Below are 17,273 nucleotides of genomic sequence, written 5' to 3' on the forward strand. Positions count from 1 at the left end.
AGCGGCAGGTAACCTGTGGCAGCTGGCAAGCCAGTTCCCACTGGTTCTTGGGTGTCATGGGCGCGGGATTCAGCTCAGTACATAGTCCACTGGCAGCAGCATCGGCGGCAGGTCGGTCACGCCCAGTTCGCTGAGGATGTCGCGCTCGATGGTGCGTACCAGCGAGTCGGTCGCGAGGTCGTTTTCGTCGCGGCCGAACGGGTCTTCCAGTTCATCGGCAATCGCGTCGAGGCCAAAGAACGTGTAGCTGACAATCGCCGTGAACAATGGCGTCAGCCAGCCCAGCGGCTCGGCCATGGCGAACGGCAACAGGATGCAGAACAGGTAGATCGTACGGTGCAGCAGCAGGGTGTAGGGGAAGGGCAACGGGGTGTTCTTGATCCGTTCGCAGACCGCTTGCGCCTGGGTCAGGCTGGTCAGGTGGTTGGCCAGCAGCATGTAGCGCCACTCGCTCAGTTCGCCGTTCTGATGCAGGTCGGAGCATTGCTGGCCGACCTGCTGCAGAATCCGTCCGCTGTAATCCGGCACCTGCGCATCGTGTTTCGGTGTGATCCAGGCACTGCTGGCCGCTGCCTCGCTTTCCCGGCGCAACCGCGCATTCAGCGCGTGGGCAAACCCGCAGAGGTTGAGCAGTAACGGTTTGCGCTCGGCGGACTCGCGGATGACATGGGTTTCGCGAATCACCGAGCGAATGTGCACCAGCACATCGCCCCAGGCCTTGCGCGCCTCATACCAGCGGTCGTAGCAGGCGTTGTTGCGAAAACTCATGAAGATCGACAGTGACAGCCCGAGCAAGGTGAACGGCGTGGCGTTGACCTTGGTGAAGTTGCTTGGGTGGAGCATTTCAATCAGGACGATGGCCGACGCCAGCAGGGTGACCATCAGCGTGCGCAGGGCGATGCGTTTGGCAATCGATCCCTTGAGGGTGAAGAGAATGGCGAACTGGTTGACCTTGGGTCGGATGATCATGCTGGACGGTCCCGGTGACGCAGGGTGAGGGCGGCTTCAACCGCCGGTCATGTTCATGAAGCGCACGACCTGGACGTCGTCGTTCACTTCGAAGTTATGCCGGTATGGCTTGAGCTTCATCGCCTCGATAATGGCGTTCTCCAGCCGTTGCGGTTGCCCCAGATGGGCGCGCAGCACCGCTTTCAAGTCCACTGAGTGCTCGTTACCCAGACACAGTAGCAGGCGCCCCTCAACGGTCAGTCGCACGCGGTTGCAGGTGCCGCAGAAATTGTGGCTGTGTGGCGAGATAAACCCCAGGCGTATCTCTGGCGCCTCGGCCAGTCGCCAGTAGCGCGACGGGCCCTGGGTCGATTCGGCCGAGTCGATCAGGGTGTAGCGCTCGGCAATCTTCTGGCGTACCTGCGCACTGGAAAAAAACGACTCGGCGCGGCTGTGTTCGCTGATGATCCCCAGCGGCATTTCCTCGATGAAGGCGATGTCGAGCTGGTGGTCGATGGCGAAGCTCACCAGGTCGTTGACCTCTTGATCGTTGCGCCCCTGCATTACCACGACGTTGAGTTTAGTGCGGGTGAAACCGGCCTTGCGCGCGGCATTGATGCCATTGATCACCTGCGCCAGATCGCCGGTGCGGGTCATTTGTCTGAAGCGCTCGGGGTCGAGACTGTCGAGGCTGATATTCAAGCGCTTGACCCCGGCGTCGAACAGCGGCGCGGCGAGTTTGCCCAGTTGCGAGCCGTTGGTGGTCATGCACAGTTCGCGCAGGCCGGGCAGGGCGGCGATCTGCTCGCACAGGTTGACCACGCCCGGACGGATCAGCGGCTCGCCGCCAGTCAGGCGAATCTTGCGCGTGCCCAGCGCGACGAAGCTTTGCGCCAGTTGATAGATTTCCTCCAGGGTCAGCACTTGCTGACGTGGCAGAAACTGCATGTCCTCGGCCATGCAATACACGCAGCGGAAATCGCAGCGGTCGGTGACTGACATGCGCAGATAGTCGACGCGGCGGTTGTAACCATCGATCAAGACGCGTTCTGACATGACAGCCTCGCAAGAGTGAAAACCCCTGTCGAAGGGGATTGGCCCGCGCAGGTTAGGGGCTGCGTTGAGTAGCGTCCAATCACTGTTTCTGAACGGCTGATTGATCCCGTCGATGATGAAATGTTTCTCGCCGAATTGGCGTCGTCAGGTTTACAAGGATTGGTAATGAAGGGTTTTGGCGCTTGAGATACCGGGCTGCATCTTGAGGTGAAGCCCTCCGGTGCGAGCCTGCTCAGGTGCTGTGAAAACCCCCTGAGCAGACTCGCTCCTGCAGCAATGACGGTGCGCCAAAGAGTTACTGCGCGCCAAACATCGCGGTCCAGTAAATCCCCGCACTGCTCTTCGGATCGGTCGCATAGGCCGCGCCGAGTTCCTTGTATTGCGGGTTCATCAGGTTGGCGCAATGGCCAGGGCTGGCCAGCCAGCCCTCGACGACTTTGCTCACGGTGTCCTGGCCGGCGGCGATGTTTTCGCCGACCAGTTGGCCGCTGTACCCGGCGAGTTCCGCGCGATCGCCGGGCGTGCGGCCGTCGCGGTCCTTGTGGTCGAAGTAATTGTTGTTGGCCATGTCACGGCTGTGATCCTGGGCGATCGTGCCCAACGTCGCGTTCCACGCCAGCGGTGCGGCAGCGCTAAAGGCCTGACCGCCACACTGACGGGCCTTGCTGCGGGCGGCGTTGAGTTCGCTCAGCAACTTCTGCCCCTCACTCTGCGCATCCCCCAGCCTGGCCGACAGCAACGGCCGCGCCAGCACAATGCGCCAGTCGCGGTCGGCACGGCTGACGCCGACATCTACGAACTGCGGATCGAGCACCACCTGACAGAAACTCTCCTGAATCGCCTTCATCGCCGACGCCGCATCGCGCGGGCCGTTGAGCGTGATTGCCTGGACATTGACCATCGGATAACTGGCGCTGGCCATGGCCTGTTGCAGATCGACCATGCCGGTGGCCGGCAAACGCAGTCGCGGATCGGCCGACAGCGGCGGCAGTTCAGTGGACGCCTGGCTGCCGCAGCGCTGCGGTTGGCTGCGGTAGCTGTTGATCGACTCGATCAATTGCGACTCATCGGCGGCCATGGCCGGAATGGCCAGCACCAGGCCGACGGACAACGCGGCGAAACGCAAAACGGATGGCATGAAGCGCATGGAAATCTCCCTTGAGCTGAGTGCGCCCATGATGCGCGAAAGGCCCCCGGTGGACGCAATGTCTTTTTCTTCATTTGGCGCTTTTTTCTACGCAACTTTGTCGAAGTATTTGCCGTCTACACTCTCCGAAGACCCCGGAATCCGGGTGTCTCCCCGACGTAACACCTTGCCCGGACCGGGCGCTGCCGGAAGAACTGACATGGGATTGAAAGCGTTGGCTGGCTGTTTCGCGTTAATGCTGTTGACTGGCTTGGCGGGGGCCACCGATCAGGCCCCGATCAAGGCGAAGGCTGAAGAAAAAGCCCAGGTGCTCGAAGAGAAAGCCGCCGACCAGGTCAGTGCGGCCCCGGCACCCAGATCCGAGGCCATCACCCCGACCGAAGCCCAAGCGGTTGACCCGGCCGGCGCGGCGCCGCTGGACGATCCACTCACCTGCCTGGCGCGCAGTATCTATTGGGAAGCCAAGGGCAAGGACACCCCGGAAATGGAAGCGGTGGCGAGTGTGGTGATGAACCGCCTCGGCCACGAAGGGTTCCCTGACACGGTGTGTGCCGTGGTCAAACAAGGCTCGGAAACCAAGAGCTGCCAGTTTTCCTGGTGGTGCGATGGCAAGCCGGATCAAGTCAAGGAAGATAGCGAATACGCCTTGGCCAAGGAAATCGCCGGCAAGGCCCTGAATCGTCAGCTCAAGGATCGCACCCACGGCGCGTTGTATTTCCATGATCGCAACGTCCATCCGAGTTGGGCCAAGGAGTACCGCAAGACGGCCGAGACCGGCAAATTCCTGTTCTATAAACCCGCCGGCGGGGATGCGCGTTAGGCACAGAGTTCGCGCACGCAATGGCGCAGCCAGCGGTGCGCCGGGTCAGCGTCCATGCGCGGGTGCCAGAGCATGGACACGCTGATCGGCGGCATCTCGAAGGGCAGGGCGAAACTGTGCAGGCCGTTGCGCAGTTTGCTCGTGTGACGTTCCGGCACTGTGGCGATCAGGTCTGATTCACGCACCAGCGTCAGCGCTGCGGAGAATCCACCGAACGAGGTGACGATGTCCCGCGTCAGGCCAAAGGCGAGTAATGCTTCGTCCACCGGACCGCTGCTGCGCCCGCGTCGCGAGATCAGAATGTGTTCGCCACCGGCAAAGCGTTTGCTGCTGATCTTGCCCGCGCTCAACGGATGCCCCTCACGCACCACCCCGATCCAGTGATCCTGAAACAGGATGCGGCTGTGCAACGTCGGATCCGTGGTGTCGTCGACCACACCCGTCTCCAGGTCCACCCGGCCTTCGCGCAGCGGCGTGCTGTCCTTGTCGGCTTTTTGCACAAAGCGCAGGCGCACCCCGGGCGCCTCTTCGCCGATGCGGGCGAGCAGGGCAGCGGCAAAGGTTTCCACAAAACCGTCGGTGTTGCGCAAGGTGAACGTGCGTTGCAACCGGCCAGGGTCGAGTGTCTCGGCGGGGCGCAAAACCGCCTCGGCGGCCTGCACCAGATGACCGACCCGCTCGCGCAATTCGAGCGCCCGCGGCGTCGGCACCAGGCCACGACCGGCGCGCACCAGCAACGGGTCGCCGGTGGTTTCGCGCAGACGGGCGAGGGCGCGACTCATGGCTGACGGGCTCAACCGCAGGCATCTCGCGGCGCGGGCGACGCTGCCTTCGCGCAGCAAGACGTCGAGGGTGATCAACAGGTTCAGATCCGGAGCGGTCATGACATGGCGTTCCATGCAGGTATTGAGTGCAAATCATGCGTCTTGCGCCGTGTATTGTCGAGGCTCAGGCTACGGCGTATCACCCTTGCGCTGCGAGCACGCCATGCCCCGAGAACCCCTGAACCCCACAGCCCGCTGGGCGCTGACCAGCCTGGCACTGTCGATGTTGATGCCGTCACTGGACACCAGCATTGCCAACGCCGGATTGCCGACATTGGCGGCGGCGTTCGATGCGACGTTTCAACAGGTGCAATGGATCGTGCTGGCCTACCTGCTGGCGGTGACCACCTTGATTGTCAGCGTCGGGCGTCTGGGCGATGGCGTTGGGCGCCGGCGCTTGCTGTTGGTCGGGATCGGCCTGTTCACCGTCGCGTCGTTGGCCTGCGCACTCGCCCCTGGATGGATCTGGTTGATCGGCGCACGAGCAGTGCAAGGCGTCGGCGCGGCAATCATGTTCGCGTTGACGGTTGCACTGGTCGCCGATGCGGTGCCCAAGGCGCGGGCGGGCAGTGCAATGGGCTTGCTGGCGACGATGTCCGCCACCGGCACCAGCCTCGGGCCGTCACTGGGTGGGTTGTTGATGGAGCATGTCGGCTGGCCGTCGATCTTTCTGCTCAACGTGCCGTTGGGGTTGCTCAATGCGTGGCTGGTGTATCGCTATTTGCCGGCCGATCGCACCGTCCGCACGCCCGTGACGTTTGATTATGTCGGCTCGGGAGTACTGGTGTTGACGCTGGCGGCCTATGCGCTGGCGATGACGCTCGAAGGTTTCACCCTCGGATTGCTAGTGGTCAGCCTGTGCGGCGCGGGGTTGTTCATCGTGGTCGAGAAGCAAGCCAGGGCGCCGCTGATACGCCTGTCTCTGTTCGCTGACCCGCGACTGAGCAGCAGCCTGGCGCTGACCTTGCTGGTGACGACAGTAATGATGACCACACTGGTGGTCGGGCCGTTTTACCTGAGTCGCGGGTTGGGCCTGAGCAGTGCCATGGTCGGATTGGCGTTGTCGGTCGGGCCGTTGCTGGCGGCGTTTGGTGGCGTGGCGGCCGGGCGGCTGGTGGATCGCTTCGGCGCGCGGCGCATGGTGCCGGGCGCGTTGCTGGGGCTGGCCGGCGGTTGCGCACTGCTGGCGCTGTTGCCGACGCATCTGGGTCTGCCGGGGTATTTGCTGCCGATGACGCTGGTCGCCGGGAGCTATGCGCTGTTCCAGGCGGCCAACAATACCGGATTGATGGCGGGTGTCAGTCAGGATCAGCGCGGTGTGGTGTCGGCCCTGCTCGGGCTGGCGCGCAATCTTGGATTGATCACCGGGGCGGCGGTGATGGGGGCGGTGTTTGCCCTGGCCACGGGTGGCCCGACCCAGGCACCTGCCGAGGTCATCGGCCGCGGCTTGCACATCACTTTCGCCGTCGCTACAGCGCTGATGCTCATGGCCCTGATCCTCAGTCGCGCCAAGCTCAAATGTGGCAGCGGGCTTGCTCGCGAAGAGGCCGGTACAGCCGACATCTCCAGCGACTGAGCCACCGCTTTCGCGAGCAAACCCGTTCCCACAGAAGCACCGTGTGGCGGCAAAAACTGCAACCGCTGTGGTGCTTTGTCAGCTGGCGTGGGTACTGAGAATGCTCGCCACCTGTTGCGGCTGACAATTGAGGTACGGCGACGAGCGCAGCCAGCGCTGGTCGGGGTACCACGAGAACATGAACTGACCGTTCTTGAGTTTATCGATCACTTGTCGGGCGATCTGCGGCCGTACCGCCGGGCAGCCCTGGCTGCGGCCGATGCGCCCCTGGCGCTTGCTCCACAACGGATTCACGTAACTGGCGGCGTGGATCACGATGGCACGATCGCGGGCCAGGTCGTTGAAGCCCGGTTCGAGGCCGTCCATGCGCAGCGAGTAACCGTGGGTGCCTTCGTAGCTTTCCTGGGTGCGGAACAGGCCGAGGCTGGATTGATAACTGCCTTCACGGTTGGAAAACTGCGTGGCGAAGTTTTCCCCGGAATTGGAGCCGTGGGCGACCAGATCGCGCAGTACCAGTTTTTTCCGGTTCAGGTCGAAAATCCACAAGCGGCGCTCGGTGGACGGTTGCGAATAGTCGATGATGGCCAGATGGCGGGACGGTTTCGCACCGTTGTTGACCGCGCATTGCATGGCGTTCAAGGCACCTTTCAGCGCTTGGGGATTGAGTTCTGGCGCGGCGTGCGCGAGGCTGGTAAAGAGCACCGGCGATGGTTTGCCGGCGGCAAAAACTGGACTGGTCACGGCGACAAGGGTCGCGGTGGTCAACAGAAGTCGGCGCAAAAACGTCAACATTTATAAAGTGTCCTCACTGGCTACATATTTGGCACTTTGGCTCCTGACTCCCAGTCATACCCGACAGACCCCGGATTCGGGCCTGACTGTTCAGCGCACCTGATGTAAGGTTGACCGTCATTGAGACGGCCATGGATTGGAGTAAAGCAGTTGTTCAAAAAGTACGCATGCTACTTGAGCATTTGTTTGCTCGCAGCGCCGTTTGTCGCTTGTGCCGATGAGCCGTTGCCGCCGCTGGAGACATTGCCGACGCCGCCTGCTGAAAGGCCGGTCGAGCCGCAAAGTCCGCTGCAGGCGGTGCTGATCAGTTTGCCGCAGTCGTGCGCGGCGATTGCCGCGCAGCTCAATGGCCCGGCGCTCACGCAATTGCAGGCCTTCTACGAACAGCAGGACTGGATGCCGGTGTGGGCCAGTGACTCCGCACGATTGCCGGCCTTGCACGCGCAATTGCAACTGTTGGCCGACGATGGGCTGAATCCCAAGCGTTACCCGCTTCCGAGCGCAGCGCCGCAGGATGGCGAGTTGTGCGCCGACATCGACATCAGCCGCAACTACCTCCAGGCCCTGCAGGATTTGCATTACGGTCGCCTGCTGCAATCGCATTTCGAACCGCTGTGGCGTGCCGACGACACCCCGCGCGACCGTCAGGCGGAATTGCTGGCCATCGCCGTACCCGGCATGCACGATATCGCCGGCGCGTTCGATCTGGCCCGTCCGCGTCTGGCGCAATATCAAAGCCTGCGCCAGCTCTACGCCGTGCAACGGCTCAAAGCGTTGCCGCAATGGCAGTCCGTGGGCAACGGGCCGCTGCTGCGCCCGTCGATGGAAGATAAACGCGTGCCGGAACTGGCGCAGCGGCTGTTCAGCGAAGGCTATCTGACCCACGCCTTAGGCGCGCCGGGCAATGCCTATGACGGCGTGCTGGTCGATGCCGTGAAAAGTTTTCAGGCCAGCCATTCCTTGCAGGCCGACGGGGTGGTCGGGCCGGGGACGATCGCCGAGCTCAACATCAGTCCGCTGAACCGCCGTGAACAGTTGCGGGTCAACCTCGAACGCTTCCGCTGGCTGGCCCAGGACATGGAACCCAATGGCCTGCTGGTCAACGTTGCCGCCGCCGAACTGACTCTGTATCAGGGCGGTCAAGCCGTGTGGCAGACCCGCACTCAGGTTGGCCGCGCCGAGCGCCAGACACCGTTGTTGAAGTCTCGCGTCACGCGTCTGACCCTCAACCCGACCTGGACCGTGCCGCCGACTATCTGGAAAGAAGACAAGCTGCCGGAAATCCGCAAGGACCAGACCTTCCTCAGCCGGCAGAACCTGCAAGTGCTCGATGCCAATGGGCAACCGCTGGCAGCGGCGGACATCGACTGGGACAACCCCGGCAACATCCTCCTGCGTCAGGATGCCGGGCCGCGTAATCCGTTGGGGCAGATGGTCATCCGCTTCCCCAACCCGTTCTCCGTGTACCTGCACGACACGCCGAGCAAGGCGCTGTTCGAGAAAGGGCCGCGTGCCTTCAGCTCCGGCTGCGTGCGGGTCGAGCACCCGATGCAGCTGCGCGACCTGCTCCTGACCCCGGCGGAAAAGGCCCGCACCGACACCTTGCTCGCCACCGGCACCACTCACGAATTTCGCTTGTCGGCGCCGGTGCCGATCCTGATGACCTACTGGACCGCGCAGGTCGATAATGCCGGTCGGGTGCGCTACGCGCCGGACATCTACAGCCGTGACAGCGCGTTGCTGGCGGGGCTGGACCGGGCGCATTGAGCCTCAGCGGGTGTGGCGTTGCCAGAACACCCGTGCCAGCCACGCATCGACGCTCAGCTTGCCGGCACCGGCGAACAGCAGTGGCAGCAGTGCAGCCAGGTAAATCGCCGGCAGCTTGAAGTTGCCGAAGCCCTTGTTGGTGATCGCGTAACCCTGCGCCAGTTCGCTCAGCGTCGACCAGTCGGCGGGCCAGTGCACGGCGGCGGTGGCGACCACGGTCACCACGATCAACGCAAGGGCCGAAATCCGTGTGCCGAAACCGCACAGAATCGCCAGCGCGCCGATCAGCTCGGCCCACATCGACAGCTCCCAGTTCAGCGACGCCGGCAGGTGATCGAAGGGAAACGGGAAGCGCGCCTGGATGTCTTCGAACCAGTTCTGCCCGTTGAATTTCTCCAGCCCCGACTCGAAAAACTCCCAGGCGATAAACAGCCGCAGCGTCAGGGGGGCGAGCCAGGTGCCGGCGCGGTCGAGGTTCAGGTGCAGCCCTTTGATGGCGGTTGAAAGGGTTGTGGTCATGATGCATCTCCGGTGAGTCGGGCCAGTTGAATCAACCGGGGTATTTCAGCCTTGAGGTGTATCGGGGATGTGTCGGCGGGGCGGGGGATTGTGCGTTGGGTGTTTCTGCGGCTTCGGGGTATACAGTGCGATACAGTCAAAAGCCCCTCACCCCAGCCCTCTCCCGGAGGGAGAGGGAGCTGACCGGGTTGTCTTGCGTCCTCCATCGACCTGAAAAATCCCGTCGATGATGGATTCACCGAAACAGATTCAGGTCAGCGTACATCTTCAATAGCTCCCGTGTGTATGGCGGAGGGAGAGGGAGCTGATCGGGTTGTCTTGCGTCCTCCATCGACCTGAAAAAACCAGTCGATCATGGATTCACCCACGCACATTCAGGTCGGCGTACATCCTCAATATCTCGCGATCGGCTCCCTCTCCCTCTGGGAGAGGGCTGGGGTGAGGGAACGAGGGCTGGACGCGCACCTCCGGCCCCGTCAGCATGACCTACAAAAAACGGACCAGCCCCATGCGAAGACTTCCCTCACTGGCCGCCCTGCGCACTTTCGAATGCGCCGCCCGTCACGCGCATTTCGGCCGGGCGGCGGCGGAATTGTGTGTCACCGACAGCGCCGTCAGCCATCAAATCCGCCAGCTCGAAGAGCAACTCGGCGTCGCGCTGTTCATCCGCGAAGGCCGGCAGATTCGCCCGACCATCGCTGCCGGACGCCTGATGCAAAGCCTGCAGCAGGCCTTTGAACTGATCGGCGACGCTTGTGATGAATTGCGCGACCCATCCTCGCTCGCGGTGTTGCGTCTGGCTGTCACCGCGGAGCTCGCGCAGAAATGGTTGATGAGCCGTCTCACCGATTTCTATGCGCGTTACCCGCACATCACCTTGCACCTCTATGAACAACCGATCGACGCTGCGGCGCCCGGGGAAGACATTGATCTGGCGATCACCTACGGCACCGGTCCGGTGGACAGCAGTGCGTATTTCGTCCGGCCGCTGCCTGACCTGCAATTTTTCCCGGTGTGCAGCCCCGGACTGTTCAACCAGGGCAGCCTGAAAACGCCAAAGGATCTGGCCCGTCACTGCCTGCTGCACGATGATCAGGACGGCAAGACCTGGACCGCCTGGCTGACTAGCCACGCCGGCGATCAGCGGCCGCAACGCCAGTTGTATTTCGCCCATGCCGGGCTGGCCCTGGAAGCGGCGGCGCAAGGGCAGGGCGTGGCGATGGGCGACAACCTCACCGCCCAGGAGGATTTGCAGAGCGGGCGACTGGTGCGACCCTTCGCGTCGAGCATGACCGCCCTCGGTCAATACGCGCTGGTCTGCGAACGGGTGCGTCTGGAGCGTCCGGCGGTGGCGCAGATGCTCGAATGGTTCAACGATCAACTGGCCGATTGATGAGTTGAATTCAACTGTTCCGTAATAATCATCGTTGGCGAGCGCAGCGCCTGCGCCCTTAGCCTGTGGTCATTCCCAACCCGAAGACGAGGTTTGACCATGGCACGTTTGCTCGACTCCACCCCCAAACAGGACGGCTTCCGTCTGCCCGGCGAATTCGAAGCGAAGTCCGGCTGCTGGCTCGGCTGGCCGGAGCGCACCGACGTCTGGCGCAACGGCGCCAAGCCGGCGCAGAAAGTCTGGGTGCAGATCGTCAGCGCCATCTCGCAGAGTGAGCCGGTCACCGTGTGCGCCTCTGCCGCGCAATTCGCCACCGCCCGCCGGCAGTTGCCGCCGCAGGTACGCGTGGTCGAGATGACCTGCAATGACACCTGGTTCCGCGACAGTGGTCCATGCTTTGTCGTCAACGATCAGAGCGGCGAAGTGCGCGGCGTCGACTTCGAGTTCAACGCCTACGGCGGCCTCGACGGTGGCTTGTATTACCCCTGGGACAAGGACGACCAGATCGCCAGCAAGATCCTCGAAATCGAGCGATTCGACCGTTACCGCGCGCCGTTGATTGCCGAACTGGGCGGTATCCAGAGCGACGGCCAGGGCAGCATCCTCACCACCGAGCAATGCCTGCTCAACCGCAATCGCAACCAGCACCTGGGCAAGGACGAAGTTACCCGACGCCTCACCGATTACCTCGGTGCCGAACAAGTGATCTGGCTGCCACGGGGCTGCAAGTTCGACGAAACCGACGGCCATGTCGACGACCTCGCCTGCTTCGTGCGTCCCGGCGAAGTGGTGTTGCAATGGACCGACAACCGCGATGACCCGCAGTGGGAAATCTATCAGGAGGCCTACGACATCCTGCGCAGCACCCGTGACAGCCGGGGCCGCGAGTTGATTGTGCACAAACTGCCGCAACCGGACGTACTGGAGTGGACCGCTGAAGAAGCCGACGGCCTCGATCAGCAGGACAGTACCCACACTCGACAGGCCGGCACCCAAATTTGTGCGTCATACATCAACTACTACGCCGGCAACCGCTCGATCGTGGTGCCGCTGTTCGGTGACCGCAACGATCAGGTGGCACTGGCGACACTCGCCGAACTGTTCCCGCAGCACAAGATTGTCGGCATCGAAAATTCCCGGGAAATCCTGCTCGGTGGTGGCAACGTCGCCTGCATCACCATGCCGCAATACGCCGGCAAGGGGGTGTGATGATGGGCCTGCACAAACTGACTCAAGCGTTAATGCTGGTGCTTGCACCCCTGTGTGTGCAGGCCGCCGATTCCGCCAAACCGGTGGTTAACCTGTACATCTGGGGCGAGTACCTGGCACCGGACACACTGAAGAATTTTGAAGCGAAAACCGGCATTCATGTGGTCGCCGATCACTTTGATTCGCTGGAAACCGTCGAGACCAAACTGCTCACCGGGCGCAGTGGTTACGACCTGGTGCTGACTGCCGGCCAGCACTTGTCGCGGGCCATCGAGAGCGGCGCAATCCAGCCGTTGGACAAGGCGCGGGTGCCGCACTTTGCCGGGGTCGGTGATGAGTTTCGCCAGCACATGGCGGTGTTCGATCCGGGCAATCGCTATGCGGGGATCTACGCCTGGGGCACCACCGGCGTCGGTTACCAGGACGAGGCGATCAAGCAGCGCCTGCCGAATGCGCCGACCGACAGTTGGGCGATGCTGTTCGATCCGGCCGTGGTGGCAAAATTTGCCGATTGCGGAGTCAGTCTGCTCAATGATCCTAACGAAGTGTTCGCCGCCGTGATGAAGTACATGGGCCTGGACATCAACCGGCAGAACCTCGACGACTTGAAACTCGCCGAGCAGCAACTGGCGAAGATCCGTCCGTACATCCGCTACTTCGACAACGACCTGAACATCAGCGACCTGGCCAATGGCAACACCTGCGTGGCGATGTCGTGGAACGGCAACGTGGCGATTGCGGCAGGGCAGGCGGAGGCGGCGAACAAACCGTTCAAACTGAGTTACCACATCCCGAAAGAAGGCACGTTGATCTGGTTTGACGCGATGGTCATTCCCAAGGACGCGCCGCATCCCCAGGCCGGGTTGGCGTTGATGGATTACCTGATGACGCCGGAGGTGATCGCGCCGATCACCGACACCATTCACTACGCCAATGCGATCACGGCGGCGGACGGCCTGGTCAATGCGTCGATTCGCAATGATCCGGGGACGTATCCCCCGGCCGACGTCAGGGCCACGCTGTACAGCAAAAACGACAACGGCAAAGCCTTCAATCGGGCGTTGATCCGGGCTTTCAGTCGGTTGAAGTCCGGGCTGTGAACAGTTGACCCTCACCCAGCCTTCTCCCGGGAGGAGAGGGGGCCGACCGAGATGGCTTGCGTTATCCATCGACCTGAAAAACCGGGTCGATTATGGATTGCCCCATCAAGTCCTGGCGATCATGTATTCAGAGGCGCTATTTCAGGTCGGCGTAAATCTCCAATATCCCCCAATCAGTTCCCTCTCCCTCCGGGAGAGGGCCAGGGTGAGGGCAGCAGTTTCGGCACCCGCCACAAATACCAAGCCGCCACCGTCCGATAGGGGCTCCATGCCAGGCCGGTCTCGATCATCTGCCTGCGCGTCGGCTGCACTTCCAGTCCCTTCAGTCGCCGATAACCCTCGCGCACACCAAAGTCATCTGCCGGCAGCACGTCCATGCGCCCCAGGCCGTAGATCAACAACATCTCCACGGTCCAGCGGCCGACTCCGCGCAAACTGACCAAGCGCTCGATCAGCGCTTCGTCCTCCATCACCAGCGCCGTGCTGTAATCCGGTACCACGCCGTCCAGTGTTGCCTGGGCGATCCCTTGAATCGTCGCGATCTTGCCGGCGGAAAACCCGCAACTGCGCAGGCGTTCGAAATCGGTCGCCAGGATCTGCTCAGGTCGCGCAAACGTCTGCCCGGGAAACAACCCCACCAGCCGCCCGACAATCGCGTCCCCGGCCCTGGCATGCAGTTGCTGATAGGCAATCGCCCGCACCAGCGATTCATAGGGATCGCGTGTCGGGTGCGGTTGGTGCAGGCACGGGCCGATGGCCGCGATATGTCGGTGCCAGTCCGGGTCGAGCGCGGCCAGCAACGCGCTGGCCGCCTGGTAGGTGTCGGGCATGCTATTTCAGCAGGCCGTTGACTTCGCCATAGCTCAACGCCTTGAGACCGTGGGTGTCGAGCTGGCCTGTGGCGAGGAAGCTTTTCACCAGCCCGCCCATTGCGCCGTAGAGGAACTCGGCGATGCCGGAACCGGCGCTCAAGCGGCGCACGCCGAGTGCCTGCAACTCCGAGGGCGACGGCAGGCCAGCGAAGCCGAGCACGTTGACCGGCAATGGCGTGCCCTTGCAGATCGCCTCGATTTCATAAGCTGCCGTCACCCCCGCGGCAAACAAGCCATCGGCGCCTGCCGCTTGATACATTGCGGCGCGCCGCAGGGTTTCGGCAACGCGGTCTTCGGCCGGTACAAGGCCTTTCAGATAAACATCGGTGCGGGCATTGATGAACAGCTGCACATTGCGTTTGTCGGCAACCTGGCGCGCCCGTTCGATCTTGCGTGCCAGCAGCTCGGGCGCTGCCGAACCGTCTTCGATATTGATACCCACGGCACCCGCCGCGATCACCGCATCGAGCACTTCGGCGACACGGCCGAGGTCATCGGAATAACCGGCTTCGACATCGACGGTCAACGGCACGCTGATCACTCGGACGATGGATTCCACGGTCGACACCAGGCGGTCGAGGGGCAAGGTGTTGCCGTCCGGGTAACCGTGGGCCCAGGCCACCGCCGCACTGCTGGTGGCAATGGCTTTGCCGCCGAGGTGTTCGACCAGTCGTGCGCCGGTGGCGTCAGCGACGTTGGTCAATATCAGCAGCCCTTGCTGGTGCAACTGGTGAAACGGCGTCGCGAGCGCGTTCATCAAAAATCCTTCTTGTCAGTTGATTCGGTTCGTCACAGTGCCAGTTGTTGCGTGAGCTGTACGGCAGCGTTTTCCAGCCTGAGCAGGAACGCCTTGCGCGGCTGCCCTCCACCATAGCCGGTCAGCGAGCCGTCCGCGCCGATCACCCGATGACACGGCACGACAATCGACAGCCGATTGTGCCCGTTGGCCAGACCGACTGCCCGGCTGGCACCGGGTTTGCCCAAACCTGCGGCGATGGCGCCGTAAGTGCTGGTCTGGCCGTAAGGGATTTGTTGCAGTGCCGCCCACACTTGCCGGGCAAAGTCGCTGCCGGGCGCGTGCAGTGGCACGCTGAAGACGCTCAGCTTGCCGGCGAAATATGCCGCCAGTTGCTCTTCGATCTGCTGCAAATGCGCATTGTGCCCCGGTGCAACCGCGTAGCCATAACGGTTCTGCAGGTCTTCCACTTCGCGGGTCAGCGCCGGGCGGTCGAGAAACTCCAGCAACACCAGCCCACGGCGCTCGGCCATGGCGATCATTGGCCCCAGCGGCGTGGTCAACCGGGTGAACAGCAGCGGTTCACTCTGGGCGGCGCGGCCGGGGGTGATGTGGAATGACTTCTGGAAGGCATCGCGAAAACCACTGAGTGATTCATAACCGGAATCGAACGCCGCGTGATCAATCGACGTGCCCTGGCGGATTCCGCCCAGTGCCACGCCCAACCGGCGTGTGCGCAACCAGGCGTGAAAGGTCATGCCGAAATGCTGTTTGAACCAACGTCGCAGTTTCAGCGGCTCGATGCTGTGCGCGAGCAGTTGCGCATCGCTCCAGCGCCGCTCCGGATCGGCGTCCACAGCCTTGAGCAAGCGCTGCACCCAGTCCGGCGCGATGGCTGCCGCGTCCAGCGGTTTGCAGCGCAGGCAGGCGCGGTAGCCGGCCGACAGGCACTCATCGGCATGGGCGAAGAATTCGACATTCTCCGGTTTCGGCTTGCGCGCGGTGCAACTGGGGCGGCAGAAGATCCCGGTGGTTTTCACGGCCGTGAAGAATACGCCTTCGTAGGCGGTATCGCGTTCGAGCATGGCGCGAACCATCTCGGCGTGGGGGGGCAGGACAACGGTCGGTATGTTCATGGCTCGAGAGTAAAACCAGTTTGTCGATGGCTCCACCGAAAAATCGACAGTGAATTTTTTCGATTCTGCACCACAATGACCGGGTCGCTGAATGTGAGGAGCCCAACCCATGCAGCCGTTTTCGATTCAACATATTGATCACATCGTCCTGCGCGTTGCGGATCTGCCGCGCAGCATCGCGTTTTATGGCCAGGTCTTTGGCGCCGACGTGGTCAAGCGCAACGAGCCGCTGGGCCTGGTGCACCTGCGCGCCGGCACCTCGATGATCGACCTCGTCGACCTGGCCGGCGAGATTGGCCGCAAGGGCGGCGGGGCGGCCGGTGCCGAGCGGCGCAACGTTGATCATTTCTGCCTGCGCATCGAGCCGTTCGATGAAGCGGTGCTGATCGCGCACTTGCAATCCTTTGGCCTGACCGTGGCGAAAGCCGAATCACGCTTTGGTGCTGAAGGCAAAGGCCTGTCGCTGTACTGCTTCGACCCGGATGGCAATCAGGTCGAACTCAAAGGCCCGTCCGTGGCTTAAGCCCGTTTCGCCATCAACAGCGCCGAGGCCGCGGCCGACAACAACCCCGCGCAGCAACGATTGAAGATACGTTTGCCGCGCGGCTCGGCGAACCAGCGGCGCATGTGCAGGCCCATGTACGCGTAGGCGCTGATGGCAATCCATTCCAGTAACAGAAACAGCACGCCGAGCAGCGCAAATTGCGTCGGCACCGGGCGGGCCGGGTCGACGAACTGCGGCAGAAAGGCCGTGAACAGCAGAATGGCCTTGGGATTGCCCGCTGCCACCAGAAACTCCTGCCGCGCCAACGCGAAGAAGCCCGCTGCTGCACCGGTCACCTGTTGCCCGGCGTCGGGGTTGGCCCGCCACAATTGCCAGGCCAGGTACAGCAGATACGCCGCGCCAGTGATCTTGATCGCCTGGAACAGCCATTGCGACGTCTGCAACACCACCGACAACCCGGCGCCGGCCAGCGCAATCATGCCGGCGAACGCCAGAATCCGCCCGATCCCGGCCGTGCAGGCACGGCGAAAGCCGTAATGGGTGGCATTGCTGACCGACAGCAGATTGTTCGGGCCGGGTGCCATGTTCAGGGCGAAACAGGCGGGCAGAAACAGTGACAGCGTGGCGAGGTCCATGGGCGCGGGCTCCAGAAGCGATTGCGGTTTTTTATCACAGGCTGCAAGCGCGCTACCCCATACAGTCAGGCGCGAGAGTCACGGTACAGCGCCCGACGCTCAGTGAATCTTGTCGAACTTTTGTGAATCGTCTGAACTCTGAAAGGTCGGAGCGTGATGGTTTTCGCAGAAAAAACTGCCTGTCCGGTCAGAAAGGGCGATTGCCGTGTAAGCTTTCGCCCCCAGCAGCACACACCCC

General features: G+C 62.6%; 17 protein-coding genes. 7 read left to right on the forward strand and 10 right to left on the reverse strand.

The annotated features are described in order from the left end of the window. Window positions 1–69 precede the first annotated feature (69 nt). The 3 genes from PseuLF5_RS00750 to PseuLF5_RS00760 all read right to left on the reverse strand — a co-directional run bounded on the left by PseuLF5_RS00750 (window position 70) and on the right by PseuLF5_RS00760 (window position 3,151). The gene (locus PseuLF5_RS00750; RefSeq protein WP_123462722.1) at window positions 70–969 is read right to left on the reverse strand and encodes a bestrophin family protein; all 900 of its coding nucleotides are present in this window, start codon (window positions 967–969) and stop codon (window positions 70–72) included. Between the two features lie 36 nt (window positions 970–1,005). Further along, window positions 1,006–2,004 carry a GTP 3',8-cyclase MoaA gene (gene moaA / locus PseuLF5_RS00755; protein ID WP_340132685.1) on the reverse strand — a complete coding sequence of 333 codons (999 nt, stop codon included), beginning with the start codon at window positions 2,002–2,004 and terminating at the stop codon, window positions 1,006–1,008. 295 nt (window positions 2,005–2,299) lie between these two features. Next, a complete protein-coding gene (locus tag PseuLF5_RS00760) occupies window positions 2,300–3,151 on the reverse strand; it encodes a CAP domain-containing protein (protein ID WP_340132686.1) in 852 nt (283 codons plus the stop codon). Between the two features lie 199 nt (window positions 3,152–3,350). Between PseuLF5_RS00760 and PseuLF5_RS00765 the strand changes: the two genes are divergently transcribed. Continuing rightward, window positions 3,351–3,971 (forward strand): cell wall hydrolase, encoded by a 621-nt coding sequence (locus tag PseuLF5_RS00765; RefSeq protein ID WP_123462727.1) that lies wholly within the window; start codon window positions 3,351–3,353, stop codon window positions 3,969–3,971. Here PseuLF5_RS00765 and PseuLF5_RS00770 read toward each other — a convergent pair. Continuing rightward, the gene (locus PseuLF5_RS00770; RefSeq protein WP_340132687.1) at window positions 3,968–4,855 is read right to left on the reverse strand and encodes a LysR family transcriptional regulator; all 888 of its coding nucleotides are present in this window, start codon (window positions 4,853–4,855) and stop codon (window positions 3,968–3,970) included. The genes PseuLF5_RS00765 and PseuLF5_RS00770 overlap by 4 nt on opposite strands. Window positions 4,856–4,958: 103 nt before the next feature. On the opposite strand from PseuLF5_RS00770, the gene PseuLF5_RS00775 reads away from it, so the two are divergent. After that, a complete protein-coding gene (locus tag PseuLF5_RS00775; protein ID WP_340132688.1) occupies window positions 4,959–6,371 on the forward strand; it encodes an MFS transporter in 1,413 nt (470 codons plus the stop codon). A gap of 78 nt (window positions 6,372–6,449) precedes the next feature. Here PseuLF5_RS00775 and PseuLF5_RS00780 read toward each other — a convergent pair whose 3' ends face one another. Then, window positions 6,450–7,163: a murein L,D-transpeptidase catalytic domain family protein gene (locus PseuLF5_RS00780; protein ID WP_123462733.1), complete on the reverse strand. Its 714-nt coding sequence runs from the start codon at window positions 7,161–7,163 to the stop codon at window positions 6,450–6,452. Window positions 7,164–7,313: 150 nt separating this feature from the next. Between PseuLF5_RS00780 and PseuLF5_RS00785 the strand changes: the two genes are divergently transcribed. Then, the gene (locus tag PseuLF5_RS00785) at window positions 7,314–8,930 is read left to right on the forward strand and encodes a L,D-transpeptidase family protein (protein WP_340132689.1); all 1,617 of its coding nucleotides are present in this window, start codon (window positions 7,314–7,316) and stop codon (window positions 8,928–8,930) included. Window positions 8,931–8,933: 3 nt separating this feature from the next. Here PseuLF5_RS00785 and PseuLF5_RS00790 read toward each other — a convergent pair whose 3' ends face one another. Continuing rightward, window positions 8,934–9,449, reverse strand: coding sequence for an HvfX family Cu-binding RiPP maturation protein (locus PseuLF5_RS00790; protein WP_222832645.1), 516 nt, complete (start codon window positions 9,447–9,449; stop codon window positions 8,934–8,936). Window positions 9,450–9,957: 508 nt separating this feature from the next. On the opposite strand from PseuLF5_RS00790, the gene PseuLF5_RS00795 reads away from it, so the two are divergent. The 3 genes from PseuLF5_RS00795 to PseuLF5_RS00805 all read left to right on the forward strand — a co-directional run bounded on the left by PseuLF5_RS00795 (window position 9,958) and on the right by PseuLF5_RS00805 (window position 13,151). Continuing rightward, the gene (locus PseuLF5_RS00795) at window positions 9,958–10,842 is read left to right on the forward strand and encodes a LysR substrate-binding domain-containing protein (RefSeq protein WP_123462739.1); all 885 of its coding nucleotides are present in this window, start codon (window positions 9,958–9,960) and stop codon (window positions 10,840–10,842) included. 99 nt (window positions 10,843–10,941) lie between these two features. Next, window positions 10,942–12,051, forward strand: coding sequence for an agmatine deiminase (gene aguA, locus PseuLF5_RS00800; protein WP_267804568.1), 1,110 nt, complete (start codon window positions 10,942–10,944; stop codon window positions 12,049–12,051). A gap of 2 nt (window positions 12,052–12,053) precedes the next feature. Then, window positions 12,054–13,151, forward strand: a complete 1,098-nt coding sequence (locus PseuLF5_RS00805) for an extracellular solute-binding protein (RefSeq protein WP_123462743.1) — start codon at window positions 12,054–12,056, stop codon at window positions 13,149–13,151. A 173-nt stretch (window positions 13,152–13,324) separates the two neighbouring features. On the opposite strand, the gene PseuLF5_RS00810 is transcribed toward PseuLF5_RS00805, so the two are convergent. The 3 genes from PseuLF5_RS00810 to PseuLF5_RS00820 are packed head-to-tail and all read right to left on the reverse strand — an operon-like array spanning window position 13,325 to window position 15,895. Next, window positions 13,325–13,981: a DNA-3-methyladenine glycosylase family protein gene (locus PseuLF5_RS00810; RefSeq protein ID WP_340132690.1), complete on the reverse strand. Its 657-nt coding sequence runs from the start codon at window positions 13,979–13,981 to the stop codon at window positions 13,325–13,327. Between the two features lies 1 nt (window position 13,982). Then, window positions 13,983–14,780 carry an isocitrate lyase/PEP mutase family protein gene (locus tag PseuLF5_RS00815; protein WP_340132691.1) on the reverse strand — a complete coding sequence of 266 codons (798 nt, stop codon included), beginning with the start codon at window positions 14,778–14,780 and terminating at the stop codon, window positions 13,983–13,985. Window positions 14,781–14,812: 32 nt separating this feature from the next. Continuing rightward, on the reverse strand, window positions 14,813–15,895 hold the full coding sequence (locus PseuLF5_RS00820) for a bifunctional transcriptional activator/DNA repair enzyme AdaA (RefSeq protein ID WP_340132692.1): 1,083 nt from the start codon (window positions 15,893–15,895) through the stop codon (window positions 14,813–14,815). Between the two features lie 109 nt (window positions 15,896–16,004). Between PseuLF5_RS00820 and PseuLF5_RS00825 the strand changes: the two genes are divergently transcribed. After that, window positions 16,005–16,418, forward strand: a complete 414-nt coding sequence (locus PseuLF5_RS00825; protein WP_123462751.1) for a VOC family protein — start codon at window positions 16,005–16,007, stop codon at window positions 16,416–16,418. Here PseuLF5_RS00825 and PseuLF5_RS00830 read toward each other — a convergent pair. Next, complete coding sequence (locus PseuLF5_RS00830) at window positions 16,415–17,035, reverse strand: LysE family translocator (RefSeq protein WP_340132693.1); 621 nt, start codon at window positions 17,033–17,035, stop codon at window positions 16,415–16,417. The two genes, PseuLF5_RS00825 and PseuLF5_RS00830, sit on opposite strands and share 4 nt — an antisense overlap. Between the last annotated feature and the right edge of the window lie 238 nt (window positions 17,036–17,273).

This window comes from Pseudomonas sp. LF-5, from assembly GCF_037626295.1.
Lineage (GTDB): Bacteria > Pseudomonadota > Gammaproteobacteria > Pseudomonadales > Pseudomonadaceae > Aquipseudomonas > Aquipseudomonas monsensis.

Excerpts from the sequence above, each read along its gene's own strand:
- PseuLF5_RS00750 (WP_123462722.1), bottom strand. The coding sequence starts at position 969 with ATGATCATCCGACCCAAGGTCAACCAGTTCGCCATTCTCTTCACCCTC.
- PseuLF5_RS00775 (WP_340132688.1), top strand. The coding sequence starts at position 4,959 with ATGCCCCGAGAACCCCTGAACCCCACAGCCCGCTGGGCGCTGACCAGC.
- PseuLF5_RS00830 (WP_340132693.1), bottom strand. The coding sequence starts at position 17,035 with ATGGACCTCGCCACGCTGTCACTGTTTCTGCCCGCCTGTTTCGCCCTG.
- PseuLF5_RS00820 (WP_340132692.1), bottom strand. The coding sequence starts at position 15,895 with ATGAACATACCGACCGTTGTCCTGCCCCCCCACGCCGAGATGGTTCGC.
- aguA (WP_267804568.1), top strand. The coding sequence starts at position 10,942 with ATGGCACGTTTGCTCGACTCCACCCCCAAACAGGACGGCTTCCGTCTG.
- PseuLF5_RS00810 (WP_340132690.1), bottom strand. The coding sequence starts at position 13,981 with ATGCCCGACACCTACCAGGCGGCCAGCGCGTTGCTGGCCGCGCTCGAC.
- PseuLF5_RS00805 (WP_123462743.1), top strand. The coding sequence starts at position 12,054 with ATGGGCCTGCACAAACTGACTCAAGCGTTAATGCTGGTGCTTGCACCC.
- PseuLF5_RS00780 (WP_123462733.1), bottom strand. The coding sequence starts at position 7,163 with ATGTTGACGTTTTTGCGCCGACTTCTGTTGACCACCGCGACCCTTGTC.
- PseuLF5_RS00815 (WP_340132691.1), bottom strand. The coding sequence starts at position 14,780 with ATGAACGCGCTCGCGACGCCGTTTCACCAGTTGCACCAGCAAGGGCTG.
- PseuLF5_RS00770 (WP_340132687.1), bottom strand. The coding sequence starts at position 4,855 with ATGACCGCTCCGGATCTGAACCTGTTGATCACCCTCGACGTCTTGCTG.
- PseuLF5_RS00760 (WP_340132686.1), bottom strand. The coding sequence starts at position 3,151 with ATGCGCTTCATGCCATCCGTTTTGCGTTTCGCCGCGTTGTCCGTCGGC.
- PseuLF5_RS00795 (WP_123462739.1), top strand. The coding sequence starts at position 9,958 with ATGCGAAGACTTCCCTCACTGGCCGCCCTGCGCACTTTCGAATGCGCC.
- PseuLF5_RS00790 (WP_222832645.1), bottom strand. The coding sequence starts at position 9,449 with ATGACCACAACCCTTTCAACCGCCATCAAAGGGCTGCACCTGAACCTC.
- PseuLF5_RS00765 (WP_123462727.1), top strand. The coding sequence starts at position 3,351 with ATGGGATTGAAAGCGTTGGCTGGCTGTTTCGCGTTAATGCTGTTGACT.
- moaA (WP_340132685.1), bottom strand. The coding sequence starts at position 2,004 with ATGTCAGAACGCGTCTTGATCGATGGTTACAACCGCCGCGTCGACTAT.
- PseuLF5_RS00825 (WP_123462751.1), top strand. The coding sequence starts at position 16,005 with ATGCAGCCGTTTTCGATTCAACATATTGATCACATCGTCCTGCGCGTT.